This is a genomic window from Planctomonas deserti (genome assembly GCF_003067705.1).
Lineage (GTDB): Bacteria > Actinomycetota > Actinomycetes > Actinomycetales > Microbacteriaceae > Planctomonas > Planctomonas deserti.
On the sequence record NZ_QANL01000002.1, the window covers coordinates 656,975 to 671,270 of the forward strand.

A 14,296-nucleotide genomic window follows, 5' to 3' on the forward strand; every position below is an offset into this window, starting at 1 on the left:
TCCTCCTCCCTCTCCTCTTTCCACACGAATCCCAACGCACGAAGGATGCTGCCGTGACCGATCAGGACAACCTCAAGTACACCGCCGAGCACGAGTGGGTGAGCATCGACGGCGACATCGCGACCGTCGGGATCACCGCGTACGCGGCGGACAAGCTGGGCGACGTGGTCTACATCGACCTGCCCGCCGTGGGCGCCGAGCTCTCCGGCGGCACGGTGGTCGGCGAGATCGAGTCGACCAAATCGGTCGGCGAGCTGTTCGCCCCGATCGACGGCACGGTGACCGAGGTCAACGACGCCGTCGTCGACGCGCCCGACCTCGTGAACAGCGAGCCCTTCGGAGCGGGCTGGCTGCTCCGCGTGCGCTTCACGAACCTCCCCGAGCTGCTCTCCGCCGCTCAGTACCGCGAGCTGGTGGGCGAGTGATGGCGGAGTCCGCGACGTTCGACCTCGGTGCCTTCGGCAGCAGGCACATCGGCATCGACAGCGACGCGCGCGGCGTCATGCTCGCCGCCCTGGGCTACGACTCCGTCGACGCCCTCCTGGAGGCCGCCGTGCCGCCCGCGATCGCCGTCGGCAACTTCCGTTCCCCCGGCGAGTCGATCCTCCCGCCGGCCGCCACCGAGCGCGAGGCGCTGCGCGAGCTGCGCGGGCTTGCGAGCCGGAACACCGTCCGCGCCTCGCTCATCGGGCTCGGCTACTACGACACCATCACGCCGGCCGTGATCAAGCGCAACGTGCTCGAGAACCCGAGCTGGTACACGGCCTACACGCCCTACCAGCCGGAGATCTCGCAGGGGCGCCTCGAGGCCCTGCTGAACTTTCAGACCATGGTGTGCGACCTCACGGGACTCGCGACCGCCAACGCGTCCATGCTCGACGAGGGCACCGCCGTGGTCGAGGCCATGCTGCTCGCCCGCCGCGCGTCCAAGTCGCCGTCGAACCGCTTCCTCGTCGACCGGGACACGCTCCCGCAGACCAAGGCGCTGCTCGCGAACCGGGCCGAGGCGGTGGGCATCGAGCTCGTCGAGTTCACCGTCCCCGACGTCCACGCCGGTCCCGACGCGGACGCGGAAAACGCCGAGAACGCCGTGGCGCTGCCCGAGCTGGCCGACGGCTCGTTCGGCATCCTGGTGCAGTACCCCGGTGCCTCCGGCCGCATCGCCGATCCCGCCCGGATCTTCGCGGCCGCCAAGGCGCAGGGTGCGCTCGCCGTCGCGGCGGCCGACCTGCTCGCGCTCACGCTGCTGACCTCGCCCGGCGAGCTCGGCGCGGACATCGCCGCGGGCACCACCCAGCGCTTCGGCGTGCCCATGGGCTTCGGCGGTCCGCACGCGGGCTACCTGGCCGTGCGCGCCGGGCTCGAGCGCCAGCTGCCCGGTCGCCTCGTCGGTGTCAGCCAGGCGGCCGACGGCCGCCCCGCCTACCGCCTCTCGCTGCAGACCCGCGAGCAGCACATCCGCCGCGAGAAGGCCACCTCGAACATCTGCACCGCGCAGGTGCTCCTCGCCGTCATGGCGAGCATGTACGCGGTGTACCACGGTCCGGACGGCCTCCGCCGGATCGCGAGCGACGTCGCGTCCCGCGCCCAGCGGCTCGCTGCCGCGCTGCGCACCCTCGGCCACGAGCCGCTCTCGAGCGCGTTCTTCGACACCCTGCGCTACCGGGTGCCGGGGGAGGCCGCCGAGGTCGCCGGCCGCGCCCACGACCTCGGCGTGAACCTGCACGTCGTGGACGCCGACACCATCGGCATCTCGGTGGACGAGGCGACGGAGGACGTCACGCTCGCCGCCGTGCTGCGCGCCTTCGGGGGCGGAGAGGACGGCTCGATCGACCCGGCGCCGCACCGCGAGACCCTGCCCGACGTGCCCGTCGAGCTGCTCCGCTCCAGCCCCTACCTCACCCACCCGGTGTTCAACACACACCGCTCGGAGACGGCCATGATGCGGTACCTCAAGTACCTGGCCGACAAGGACTACGCGCTCGACCGCGGCATGATCCCGCTGGGCTCGTGCACCATGAAGCTCAACTCCGCCACGGAGATGGAGGCGGTCACCTGGAGCGAGTTCGCCAACATCCACCCGTTCGCGCCCGCCGAGGACGTCGCCGGCTACCTCGAGCTGATCACGCAGCTCGAGCGCTGGCTCGCAGACGTCACCGGTTACGACACCGTCTCGCTGCAGCCCAACGCGGGCAGCCAGGGCGAGCTCGCGGGGCTGCTCGCGATCCGCGGCTACCACCGCGCCAACGGCGACCACGCGCGCACCGTGTGCCTCATCCCGTCGAGCGCGCACGGCACGAACGCCGCCAGCGCTGTCCTCGCCGGGCTGCGCGTCGTCGTCGTCGCGTGCGACGAACTCGGCAACGTCGACCTCGACGACCTGCGGGCCAAGGTCGCCGCCCACGCGGACACGCTCGCGGCGCTCATGATCACCTACCCGTCCACGCACGGCGTGTACGAGCACGAGGTGAGCGCGATCTGCGACGCGGTGCACGAGGCCGGCGGCCAGGTGTACGTGGACGGCGCGAACCTCAACGCGCTGCTCGGCTTCGCCCGGTTCGGCGACTTCGGCGGCGACGTGTCGCACCTCAACCTGCACAAGACGTTCTGCATCCCGCACGGCGGCGGCGGGCCGGGCGTCGGCCCCGTCGCGGCCAAAGCGCACCTCGCCCCGCACCTGCCCGGCCACGCGTTCGCGCAGCGCGCCGAGCACGCCCGGGTCGGCGAGGGCCAGGCCGCGGACGCGACCATCGAGCACGGCGGCGCGCCCGTCTCGGCGGCGCCGTACGGCAGCCCGAGCATCCTGCCCATCAGCTGGGCGTACGTGCGAATGATGGGCGCGGAGGGGCTCAAGCAGTCCACGGCGACGGCCGTGCTGTCCGCGAACTACATCGCGGCCCGCCTGCGCGAGTCCTACCCCGTGCTCTACGCGGGCGACAACGGACTGGTCGCGCACGAGTGCATCCTCGACCTGCGGCCGCTCACCGCGGCGACCGGCGTGACGGTCGACGACGTGGCGAAGCGCCTCATCGACTACGGCTTCCACGCGCCGACCATGAGCTTCCCCGTGCCGGGGACCCTCATGGTGGAGCCGACGGAGAGCGAGGACCTCGGGGAGATCGAGCGCTTCATCGAGGCCATGATCGCGATCCGGGTCGAGGCGGACGCCGTGAACGGCGAGGAGGACAACCCGCTGCGCGGGGCCCCGCACACGGCGGAGTCCGTGATTGCGGGGGAGTGGACCCACCCGTACAGCCGCGAGCAGGCGGTGTACCCGGTGCGGGCGCTCCGCCGGAGCAAGTACTGGCCGCCCGTGCGCCGCATCGACCAGGCGTACGGCGACCGCAACCTGTTCTGCGCGTGCCCGCCGCCGGAGGCGTTCGCCTGACCAACCCCGTGAGGTGCCCGAATCGGTCGTGTTTTCGCTAGAAACGCGACCGAATCGGGCACCTCACCGGGGTGGTGCTGGGTGCGGGGGGTGCGGTGCCGGGAGCTAGTGCTCCACGGCCTTCTCGGCGCCGTGGCCCGTCAGGGAGCGCACCTCCATCTCGGCGGCCAGCTCCGGCGACTCGAGCCTGCGGGTCGTCACGGTGCCGATCCAGCCGAGCAGGAAGCCCACCGGGATGGACACGATGCCGGGGTTGTTGAGCGGGAAGATCGAGAAGTCCGCGTTCGGGAACATCGACGTCTCCGCCCCGGACACCACGGGTGACAGCAGGATGAGCACTAGTGCGGTGCCGAGGCCCCCGTACATCGACAGCACGGCCCCGCGCGTGGTGAACCGCCGCCAGAACAGCGAGTAGAGGATCGTCGGCAGGTTCGCGCTCGCGGCGACCGCGAACGCGAGCGCGACGAGGAACGCGATGTTCTGGCCGTTCGCGAAGATGCCCGCGACGATCGACACGACGCCGATGACCACGACGGTGATCCGGGCGACCCGCACCTCTCCGTTCGGCGGCACGGCACCCTTGCGGATCACGCTCGCGTAGACGTCGTGGGCGAAGGACGCCGCCGCGGTGATCGTGAGGCCCGCGACGACCGCGAGGATGGTCGCGAACGCCACGGCCGCGATGATGCCGAGCAGGATCGGTCCGCCGAGCTCGAGCGCGAGCAGCGGGGCGGCGGAGTTGACGCCACCCGGAGCGGCGAGGATCCGCTCCGACCCGATCAGGGCGCCGGCGCCGTAGCCGAGCACGAGCGTGAACAGGTAGAAGATGCCGATGAGCCAGATGGCCCAGACGACGCTGCGCCTGGCCTCCTTCGCGGTGGGAACCGTGTAGAAGCGCATGAGCACGTGAGGGAGCCCCGCGGTGCCCAGCACCAGCGCGAGCGCGAGCGACAGGAAGTCGAGCCGGGTGACCCCGGTGAGCCCGTACTGGTTGCCGGGCGAGAGCACATCGGTCGTCGCGGCGTCCGCCGCGGCACCGAGCAGCGTCGACAGGTTGAAGCCGTGCAGCGCGAGCACCCACACGGTCATGACCGCCGCACCCGCGATGAGCAGGCAGGCCTTGATGATCTGCACCCAGGTGGTGCCCTTCATGCCGCCGACGAGCACATAGATGATCATGAGCACGCCGACCACCGCGATCACGACCGACTGCCCGACCCGGTCGTCGATGCCGAGCAGCAGGGAGACGAGGCCGCCCGCTCCCGCCATCTGGGCGAGCAGATAGAAGAAGCAGACCGCGAGCGTCGTGGTCGCCGCGGCCAGGCGCACGGGCCGCTGCTGCAGCCGGAACGACAGCACGTCGGCCATCGTGAACTTGCCGGTGTTCCGCATCAGCTCGGCGACGAGCAGCAGGGCGACGAGCCACGCGACGAGGAAGCCGATCGAGTAGAGGAATCCGTCGTAGCCGTTGACCGCGATGGCGCCGCAGATGCCGAGGAAGGATGCGGCCGAGAGGTAGTCGCCCGCGATGGCCGTGCCGTTCTGCGGCCCCGTGAAGGAGCGGCCGGCGGCGTAGTAGTCCGCCGCCGTCTTGTTGTTGCGGCTCGCGCGGAACACGATCACGAGGGTGATCGCGACGAACACCCCGAAGATCGTGATGTTGAGGATCGGGTTCCCGGTCTCCGTGGGGGTCATGCCCGTCCCTCCCGTCCTGCGCGCTGCTCGCGGCCCTCGAGGTCGGCGCGGATCTCCGCGGCGATGGGGTCGAAGCGGGCGTTGGCGCGGTGCACGTACCAGGTGGTGATGGCGAACGTGGTGACGAACTGCCCGAGCCCGAGCAGAATGCCGACGTTCACGTTGCCGAACACGGGCGTCGACATGAACTCGTGCGCGTAGTCGGCGAGCAGCACGTAGGCGAAGTACCAGACGAGGAACGCGACCGCGACGGGGAAAACGAAGCTGCGGTGCTCGCGCTTCAGCTCGCGGAATCGCGGCGAGTCCTCCACCGCGATGTAGTCGATCGCGGCAGTGCCGCCGGGTGTTGCGCCCACGGGATGCGCGTCGCCCCTGTTCGCGCTGCCCCTGTTCGCGTTGCCGCGGTACGCGTCGCCCGGCGAAGCGCCGGCCGGATGAGCGTCGTTGCTCATGGTCCTCCTTGTGTCGAGGTCGCCGACGGCAGGCGCACGCCGGCGTGCGAGCCCCACTCTATTGACGGCCCGGCGCCCGGGCGCTCGGCCACACCGCGTCGCCGCATCGGGCGGGGAGATCTCTCCCGGGGGCGGCGTGCGTCAGGAGGCCGGCGGGAACAGGTCGGGCAGGAGCGCGACGGCGAGGGCGTAGCCGCAGAAGCTGGCGATGTCGAGGATCCAGTGCGCCACGATCAGCGGCGTCGTGCGGCCGAAGCGGTGGTAGAACCAGCCGAAGACGACGCCCATGATGACGTTGCCGACGAAGCCGCCGAAGCCCTGGTAGAGGTGGTAGCTGCCGCGGAGCAGGGCGCTCGCCGCGATGGTCGGCCAGGGCCCACAGCCGAGCTCCCGGAGCCGCGTGAAGAGGTAGCCGACAACGATTACCTCCTCGACGAGCGCGGCCCGCAGCGCCGAGAGCACGAGCACCGGCACCGTCCACCAGTGCGCGTCGAGCGCGGTGGGCACGACGGTGAGCGAGAAACCGAGGCCGCGCGCCACGAGGTAGAGGCCGAGCCCGGGGATGCCGATGAGCGCCGCGAGCGCGACGCCACTGCCGACGTCCCAGCCGGGGCGCCTGCGGTCGATGCCGAGCCGGCTGAGCGCCGAGCGGCCCGGCAGCCAGAGCAGGTAGAGCGCCAGCACCACGGGCACGAGGTCGAAGAAGATGCCGAGCAGCTGGTAGGTGAGGTCGAAGATCGGCCGCGGGCTGAGCGACTGATTGAGGGTCGTCGTCTGCGAGGAGAGCGGCGTCTCCCGGGTCAGGCTGTTGAGCAGCGAGACGATGGAGTAGACCGCGGACGCGCCGAGCGACAGGCCGAGCACGATCGCGATCTCGATCCAGATGCGCCGGGCCCGCGGATCCTCCACTGCGCCGGCGCCGGCACCGGCACCGGCACGCGCCGTCGCCGTCGCGAGTGCGTCACCGTCGGCTGCGGCACGCGTTGCGCTGCCGCGCCGGCCGACGGTCCACCTCATGGCTGGAATCCTACGCAGGGGGCGTCACCGCTCCCTGGAGGGCCGTCGAGAGCCCGAAGAGGGCTCGAGAGGGCAGGAGAGCTTCGCTTCCTCAGTGAGGAATAGCGGAAACCTACAATCGGCCGACGGGGCGCCGCGAGGGAAAAAGTGCGCGGGGGAGCGCTCACCTGCAGCATTCCTGCGGGGTTCATCCCCGCGAAAGTCGTGGGTTACCGGTATGTAACGTTTCCGGTGTCGTTTTTGTACCGGCCGAGAGCACAACCTAAGGTCTACGTATCCCGCGGTCGCATGCCATGACGCATGCCCGCAGTTCACCTGCACAGGAGGATACGTGAACATCAATCGCAAGGGCCTGAGCGCCATTGCCCTTATCGGGGCCGGCGCGCTGGTCCTGTCGGGCTGCGCTTCCGGCGGCAACGGAGGCGACTCCGGAAGCAACGGCGGCAACAGTGGCGGATCCGCCATCATCACGACGAATGGCAGCGAGCCCCAGAACCCGCTGATCCCGACGAACACCACCGAGGTGGGTGGCGGCAAGATCATCGACTCCATCTTCGCCGGCCTGGTGTCCTACACGGCCGAGGGCGAGATCGAGAACGACGTGGCCGAGTCGATCGAGTCCGAGGACTCGCAGAACTGGACCGTGAAGATCCGCGAGGGCCTCACGTTCAGCGACGGTTCCCCCGTCACGGCTCAGTCGTTCGTGGACGCGTGGAACTACGGCGCGAACCCCACCAACGCCCAGGGCTCGTCCTACTTCTTCGACAACATCCAGGGCTTCGCGCTCGAGGGTGACGTGCCGGAGCTGTCCGGCCTCAAGGTCGTCGACGACACCACCTTCACCGTCGCGCTCAGCGCCCCCGAGGCCGACTGGCCGCTGCGACTCGGCTACTCGGCCTACTCGCCGCTGCCCGAGTCCGCGTTCGAGGACATGGACGCCTTCGGTGAGAACCCGATCGGCAACGGTCCGTACATGCTGGACGGCGAGGGTGCCTGGGAGCACGACGTGGCGATCGACCTCGTCGCGAACCCCGAGTACGACGGCCCCCGCGAGCCCGCCAACGACGGTCTGAAGATCACCTTCTACGCCACCCAGGACGCCGCATACGCGGACGTGCAGGGCGGCAACCTCGACGTGCTCGACGCCGTCCCGGACGCCGCGTTCGAGACCTTCGAGGACGAGTTCGGCGACCGCGCTGTGAACCAGCCCGCCGCCGTCTTCCAGGCGATCAACATCCCGCAGTACCTCGAGCACTGGGGTGGCGAGGAGGGCAAGCTCCGCCGCGCCGCCATCTCCCGCTCGATCAACCGCGACGAGATCACCGACGTCATCTTCCAGGGCACGCGCACGCCGGCCACCGACTTCACCTCCCCGGTGATCGACGGGTACTCCGACGAGCTCGAGGGTGCCGAGGTGCTCGAGTACGACGCCGACGAGGCCAAGCGCCTGTGGGCCGAGGCCGACGCGATCGCTCCCTACGGTGACACCGTGTTCGACATCGCCTACAACGCCGACGGTGGCCACCAGGCCTGGGTCGACGCCGCGACGCAGAGCATCAGCAACACGCTCGGCATCACCGCGCAGGGCAAGCCGTACCCGACCTTCGCCGAGGCTCTCGAGGACCGCGAGGCTCAGCGCCTCACCGGTGCCACCCGCGCCGGATGGCAGGCGGACTACCCGTCGCTGTACAACTTCCTCGCGCCGAACTACCTCACGGGCGCGGGCTCGAACTACGAGGGCTACTCCAGCCCCGAGTTCGACAACCTGATCCGCGAGGGCAGCACGGCCGGCGACATCGACGCCGCGACCGCGAAGTACCAGGAGGCCCAGGAGCTGCTGCTCAAGGACCTGCCCGCCATCCCGCTGTGGTACTCCAACGTGACCGGCGTCTCCGCCGAGACCGTGGACAACGTGGTGTTCGGCTGGAACTCCGTGCCGCTGTACTACCAGATCACGAAGGAGTAACGAGGGGGCGTACCCTGGTTACTCGTTCGACCCGATGCCGGGGCGCGCTTCGCGCCCCGGCATCGCGGTGAAATCCCGCAGTTCCCACAAGGAAAAAACCTTCACTCCACACAAGAATGTGATCCCCATGCTTCCGATCTTCGGTGCCGGCATCTGATGCTCTGGTACATCGGGCGGCGTCTGCTCCAGCTCATCCCTGTCTTCTTCGGCGCGACGTTCCTCATCTACTTCATGGTCTTCTCGCTGCCGGGCGACCCGATCGCCGCCCTGTTCGGCGACCGTCCCCCGGCCCCCGGCGTCATCGAGGCCATCCGCGAGCAGTACCACCTGAACGAGCCGTTCATCGTGCAGTACCTGTACTACATCGGCGGAATCTTCACCGGTGACCTCGGCACGACCTACTCCGGACGCCCCGTCACCGCACTGCTCGCCCAGGCCTTCCCGGTGACCTTCCGGCTGGCGATGCTCGCCCTCGCGTTCGAGGCGATCGCCGGCATCCTCGTCGGTCTCGTCGCCGGCCTCCGCAAGGGCAAGCTGTTCGACGCGAGCGCCCTCGTGGTGAGCCTCCTGCTCATCTCGGTGCCCACGTTCGTGCTGGGATTCGTGCTGCAGTACTTCCTCGCCGTCGAGCTCGGGCTGTTCCGCACCACGGCGGGACCGGGCGCACCCATCCAGGACCTGATCCTCCCCGCCCTCGTGCTGGCCAGCGTCACATTCGCCTACATCGTGCGCCTCACCCGCGCGAGCGTCGCGGACAACGCCAGCGCCGACTTCGTGCGCACCGCGACGGCGAAGGGCCTGCCCCGCCGCCGCGTCGTGACCGTGCACATCCTGCGCAACTCGCTGATCCCCGTGGTGACCTTCCTCGGTGTCGACATCGGCAACCTCATGGTCGGCGCCATCGTCACCGAGGGCATCTTCAACATCAACGGCGTCGGCGGGGCGGTCTTCCAGGCGGTCATCCGCGGCGAGGGACCGACCGTCGTGTCGTTCGTCGCCGTGATGGTCATCATCTACATGCTCGCGAACCTGCTCGTTGACATGATCTACGCACTGCTCGACCCGAGGATCCGCTATGCCAAGTAACACCGCCCCCTCGGCCGGCCACTACGTCGCCGACCTCGAAGAGACGCCGGTCGGAGCGATCGACCAGGTCGACTCCAGCCAGAAGGCCCGCAGCACCTGGTCGGACGCCTGGGACTCGATGCGCGGGCGTCCCCTGTTCTGGATCTCGGCGGTGCTCATCGTGATCATCGTCGCCGTGGCGGCATTCCCGAACCTGTTCTCGCACACGGATCCGGCGCGCGGCTGCCTCCTCCCGGACAGCAACGGCGGCCCCGAGGCCGGGCACATCTTCGGCTTCACCCGCCAGGGCTGCGACGTGTACGCGCGCGTCGTGTACGGCGCCCAGGCGTCCCTGACCGTCGGGCTGCTCGCCACGGTGATCGCGACGCTCGTCGGGCTCGTCATCGGCGCCCTCTCCGGGTACTACGGCGGGGCGTTCGACGCGATCGCCTCGCGCATCGGCGACATCTTCCTCGCCATCCCGACCGTGCTCGGCGCCATCGTGCTCATGTCGGTGCTGCCGGTCCGGGACCCCTGGACCGTCGCGCTCGTGCTCTCCGTGTTCGCCTGGCCGCAGGTCGCCCGCATCACCCGCGGAGCGGTCCTCTCGGCACGGAACGCCGACTACGTGACCGCGTCCATCGCCCTCGGCGTATCGCGGTTCCGCATCCTGGTGCGGCACGTCGTGCCGAACGCGATCGCTCCCGTGATCGTCGTCGCCACGACCTCGCTCGGCACGTTCATCGTCGCCGAGGCCACCCTCTCGTTCCTCGGCATCGGCCTCCCGCCGAGCGTCATGTCCTGGGGCAACGACATCGGACAGGCCCGGGTCTCCGTCGCCACCGCGCCGATGGTTCTCTTCTACCCGGCGGCCGCGCTGTCGCTCACCGTGCTGTCGTTCCTGATGCTCGGTGACGTCGTGCGTGACGCCCTCGACCCGAAGGCGAGGGCCCGCCGATGAGCCAGGAGTACACCCTGTCCAGCACCGCAACCGCAGACACCAGCGCGAACGCGCCGCTGCTGCAGATCCGCGACCTCGAGGTCGGCTTCAAGACCCAGCGCGGCCTCGTGCCGGCCGTCCGCGGCGTCGATCTCACGCTGCACGCCGGTCAGACCCTCGCCATCGTGGGGGAGTCCGGTTCGGGCAAGTCCACGACCGCGCAGGCGATCATCAACCTTCTGCCCGGCGCGGGCCAGGTCACCGGCGGTCAGATCCTGTTCGAGGGCAAGGACCTGACCAAGCTGTCCTCGGCCGCGATGCAGGACGTGCGCGGCCGGGAGATCGGCTACGTGCCGCAGGACCCTATGTCGAACCTGAACCCGGTGTGGAGCATCGGCTTCCAGGTCGAGGAGGCCATCAAGGCCAACGGGATCGCCCAGGGTCGCGACGCCCGGAAGCGGACGATCGAGGTGCTGAAGGAAGCCGGCCTGAGCGACGCGGAGGACCGGCTCAAGCAGTTCCCGCACCAGTTCTCCGGCGGCATGCGCCAGCGCGTGCTCATCGGCATCGGACTCTCCTCGCGCCCGAAGCTGCTCATCGCGGACGAGCCGACCTCGGCGCTCGACGTGACCGTGCAGCGCACGATCCTCGACCACCTCGAGACGCTGACCCGCGACTACGGCACCTCCGTGCTCTTCATCACGCACGACCTCGGCCTCGCCGTGGAGCGCGCGGAGCAGCTCGTGGTCATGTACAAGGGCAAGGTCGTCGAGGCCGGTCCCTCCGCTGAGATCCTCGCCAACCCGCTGCACCCGTACACGCAGCGGCTCGTGGCCGCGGCGCCGAGCCTCGCGTCGCGTCGCATCCAGTCGGCGCGCCGACCGGAGACGACCGACCAGCTCGACATCTCGTCGGTGGGCTCCGCGGACGACCGGCTGATCGCGCGGGCCGACGCCCGCGAGAGCGGGACGCACCAGGACCTGATCCAGGTGACCAACGTCTCGAAGGTCTACAACATCCGCAAGGGCGGCTTCAAGACGGACCAGCTGAAGGCCGTGGACGACGTGTCGTTCGCCATCCCCAAGGGCACCACCATGGCGCTCGTGGGGGAGTCCGGATCCGGCAAGTCGACCGTCGCGAAGCTCGTGCTGCAGCTGGAGTCGATCACCTCCGGGTCGATCACGTTCGACAACCGGGACGTCGCGGGGCTCCGCGGCAAGGAGCTGCTCAACTTCCGCCGCCGTGTGCAGCCGGTGTTCCAGGATCCGTACGGCTCGCTCGACCCCATGTACAGCGTGGGCAAAACGATCGCCGAGCCGCTCGTCGCGCACGGCGTGGGCGACCGGGCGTCTCGCCAGGCCCGCGTGCGGGAGCTGCTCGACCAGGTCGCGCTGCCCGCGTCGACGGTCAACCGTTACCCGAACGAGCTGTCCGGCGGACAGCGCCAGCGCATCGCCATCGCGCGTGCGCTCGCGCTGAAGCCCGACGTGATCGTGCTCGACGAGGCGGTGTCCGCGCTCGACGTGCTTGTGCAGGGGCAGATCCTCAACCTGATCACCGATCTGCAGGCGGAGCTGGGGCTCACGTACCTCTTCATCACGCACGACCTCGCGGTCGTGCGGCTCGTCGCGGACTCGGTCTGCGTCATGCAGAAGGGGCGCATCGTGGAGTCGGCGAGCACGGACGACGTGTTCGACAACCCGCGCGAGGCCTACACGCAGAAGCTGCTCGAGGCCATCCCGGGGGCGCACTTCCAGTTCGGCCGCTGACCCCGGCCAGCCGCTGCCCCCGGTCACCCCACCTGCCCCTGCCCAGGCAGAAGGTTCCTGCCCAGCTTTCAGCTGCGCACGATCCTTCTGCCTGGGCAGGGGCTTGTTCGTGGGTTGGGGGTTCCGGGCTGGGTTCGGGCGAGGGGGCCCCGGGTGGCGATGGGGGCGCGTCCTCAGCGCACGGACTTCCGCTCGTAGATCGCCACGGACCAGACGTAGCCGCCGATGGCGAGCACGATGCACCAGCCGATCGCGAACGGCGGGTACCAGCCGAGCGGCGTGCCGAGCAGGAGTCCGCGCGTGGTCTCGATGAAGGGTGTGAACGGCTGGTACTGGGCGAAGCCCTGCAGCCAGCCCGGCATGGACTCCGTCGGCACGAAGCCGCTGCCGATGAAGGGCAGCAGGAGGAAGAGGAGAGGCTGGTTGCTGGCCGTCTCGACCGACTTGGCTTGCATCCCCATGCCGATGGCGACCCAGCTGATCGCGAACGCGATGAGCGCGATCAGGCCCACGGCGGCCAGCCACTCGCCGGGCCCGGCCGACGGGCGGAAGCCGACGAGCAGGGCGACGCCCAGCACCACCGCGACCGCGAGAAAGGCCTGGATGGTGTTGCCGAGCACGTGCCCGGTGAGCACGGCGGCGCGCGAGATCGCCATGGTGCGGAAGCGCGCCGTGATGCCCTCCGTCATGTCCATGGCGACGGTGGTTGCGGCGCCGCCCGCGGTGCCCGCGATGGTCATCACCAGGATGCCGGGCATCACGTACGCGAGGTATGCCTCGCGTCCGCCAGCGGGGTCCACGCCCGGCAGGCCGGCGCCGAGCGTGCCGCCGAACACGAACACGAACAGCAGCAGGAAGACGACGGGCGCCCCGATCACGAAGATCGTGAGGCCGGGGTAGCGCACGATGTGCAGCAGGTTGCGGCGCAGCATCGTGATGGAGTCCGCAACGATGTGCGACTGCCGGCGGCCGCGGGCCGCCACTCGACCGGGCGCGGTCGGTGACTGCGTGTTGAGGGTGGTCATGACTCGGTTCCCTTCGTGTCGACCCGGCCGGTGAGCGCGAAGAACACGTCGTCGAGGTCCGGGGTGTGGATGCTGAGGTCATCGACCTCGAGGTGTGCTCGGTCGAGGCTGTCGAGCAGGGCGCGCAGGGCGCCGACACCGGCGTCTGTGGGCACCGTGAGCGCGAGCCCGGCGTCATCCCGGGCCGAGGCCGCGAAGAGGTGGGCGGCGGCGTCGAGTGCCGCGGCGTCCGCGAACCGCAGCCGCACGTGGCCGCCGGGGACGCGCCGCTTGAGCTCGTCGGGCCTGCCCTCGGCAACGATGCGGCCACCGTCGAGCACCGCGATGCGGTCAGCGAGCTCGTCGGCCTCCTCGAGGTACTGCGTCGTCAGGAGCACGGTCGTGCCGTCCGCGACGAGGCCCCGCACGATGTCCCACATGGTGTGGCGGCTGCGCGGGTCGAGTCCGGTGGTCGGTTCGTCGAGGAAGATCACGCTCGGCGTCGAGACGAGGGTCATCGCGAGGTCGAGCCGCCGCTGCATGCCGCCGGAATAGGTGGAGAGCGGCTTGCGGGCCGCCTCGGTGAGGTCGAACTGCTCGAGGAGCTCCGCCACCCGGGTCTTCGAGCGCTTCGGGCCGAGGTGCCGCAGCCGGGCCATGAGCAGGAGGTTCTCCTCGCCCGTAAGGAGGCCGTCGACCGCCGAGAACTGACCCGTCAGGCCGATGGCGGCCCGCACGCCGTCGGGGTTGCGCGCCACGTCCGACCCGGCCACGACAGCGGAGCCGGCGTCGGCCCGCACGAGGGTCGAGAGGATGGTCATGATCGTCGTCTTCCCAGCGCCGTTGGGGCCGAGCAGGGCGGTCACGGTGCCCGTCGCCACCGTGAGGCCGAGGTCGTCGAGCACGACCTTGGGGCCGTAGGACTTCCTCAGCCCGCGGGCGTCGATCGCTGCAGTGCTCATAATGCAGTGCTCCTTCCTTTGTGACGTCACTATGACAC

11 protein-coding genes are annotated in these 14,296 nt (G+C 69.9%); 6 read left to right on the forward strand and 5 right to left on the reverse strand.

Features of this window, described 5'->3' with window-relative positions:
* Positions 1-53: 53 nt before the first annotated feature.
* Together gcvH and gcvP are read left to right on the forward strand one after the other, a co-directional pair.
* Positions 54-425 (forward strand): glycine cleavage system protein GcvH, encoded by a 372-nt coding sequence (gene gcvH / locus DAI20_RS09240; RefSeq protein ID WP_108250261.1) that lies wholly within the window; start codon positions 54-56, stop codon positions 423-425.
* Positions 425-3,388 carry an aminomethyl-transferring glycine dehydrogenase gene (gene gcvP, locus DAI20_RS09245; RefSeq protein WP_108250262.1) on the forward strand — a complete coding sequence of 988 codons (2,964 nt, stop codon included), beginning with the start codon at positions 425-427 and terminating at the stop codon, positions 3,386-3,388. The genes gcvH and gcvP overlap by 1 nt, the downstream gene beginning before the upstream one ends.
* 105 nt (positions 3,389-3,493) lie before the next feature.
* Here the strand turns inward: gcvP and DAI20_RS09250 are convergent, their stop codons facing one another.
* The 3 genes from DAI20_RS09250 to DAI20_RS09260 all read right to left on the reverse strand — a co-directional run bounded on the left by DAI20_RS09250 (position 3,494) and on the right by DAI20_RS09260 (position 6,552).
* Positions 3,494-5,083 (reverse strand): monocarboxylic acid transporter, encoded by a 1,590-nt coding sequence (locus DAI20_RS09250; RefSeq protein WP_108250263.1) that lies wholly within the window; start codon positions 5,081-5,083, stop codon positions 3,494-3,496.
* Complete coding sequence (locus DAI20_RS09255; protein WP_108250264.1) at positions 5,080-5,535, reverse strand: DUF485 domain-containing protein; 456 nt, start codon at positions 5,533-5,535, stop codon at positions 5,080-5,082. Before DAI20_RS09255 ends, DAI20_RS09250 begins: the two co-directional genes overlap by 4 nt.
* Positions 5,536-5,676: 141 nt before the next feature.
* Positions 5,677-6,552, reverse strand: coding sequence for a CPBP family intramembrane glutamic endopeptidase (locus DAI20_RS09260; protein WP_108250265.1), 876 nt, complete (start codon positions 6,550-6,552; stop codon positions 5,677-5,679).
* Between the two features lie 331 nt (positions 6,553-6,883).
* Between DAI20_RS09260 and DAI20_RS09265 the strand changes: the two genes are divergently transcribed.
* The 4 genes from DAI20_RS09265 (at position 6,884) to DAI20_RS09280 (ending at position 12,292) form a co-directional block, all read left to right on the forward strand.
* A complete protein-coding gene (locus tag DAI20_RS09265; protein WP_108250266.1) occupies positions 6,884-8,518 on the forward strand; it encodes a peptide ABC transporter substrate-binding protein in 1,635 nt (544 codons plus the stop codon).
* Between the two features lie 156 nt (positions 8,519-8,674).
* Positions 8,675-9,604 carry an ABC transporter permease gene (locus tag DAI20_RS09270; protein WP_108250267.1) on the forward strand — a complete coding sequence of 310 codons (930 nt, stop codon included), beginning with the start codon at positions 8,675-8,677 and terminating at the stop codon, positions 9,602-9,604.
* Positions 9,594-10,544 (forward strand): ABC transporter permease, encoded by a 951-nt coding sequence (locus DAI20_RS09275; RefSeq protein WP_108250268.1) that lies wholly within the window; start codon positions 9,594-9,596, stop codon positions 10,542-10,544. The genes DAI20_RS09270 and DAI20_RS09275 overlap by 11 nt, the downstream gene beginning before the upstream one ends.
* Positions 10,541-12,292, forward strand: coding sequence for a dipeptide ABC transporter ATP-binding protein (locus tag DAI20_RS09280; RefSeq protein ID WP_108250269.1), 1,752 nt, complete (start codon positions 10,541-10,543; stop codon positions 12,290-12,292). The genes DAI20_RS09275 and DAI20_RS09280 overlap by 4 nt, the downstream gene beginning before the upstream one ends.
* Positions 12,293-12,465: 173 nt before the next feature.
* Here the strand turns inward: DAI20_RS09280 and DAI20_RS09285 are convergent, their stop codons facing one another.
* Entirely contained in the window at positions 12,466-13,317 is an 852-nt protein-coding gene (locus tag DAI20_RS09285) for an ABC transporter permease (RefSeq protein ID WP_108250270.1), read from the reverse strand.
* The gene (locus tag DAI20_RS09290; protein ID WP_108250271.1) at positions 13,314-14,258 is read right to left on the reverse strand and encodes an ATP-binding cassette domain-containing protein; all 945 of its coding nucleotides are present in this window, start codon (positions 14,256-14,258) and stop codon (positions 13,314-13,316) included. The genes DAI20_RS09285 and DAI20_RS09290 overlap by 4 nt, the downstream gene beginning before the upstream one ends.
* Positions 14,259-14,296: the final 38 nt, after the last annotated feature.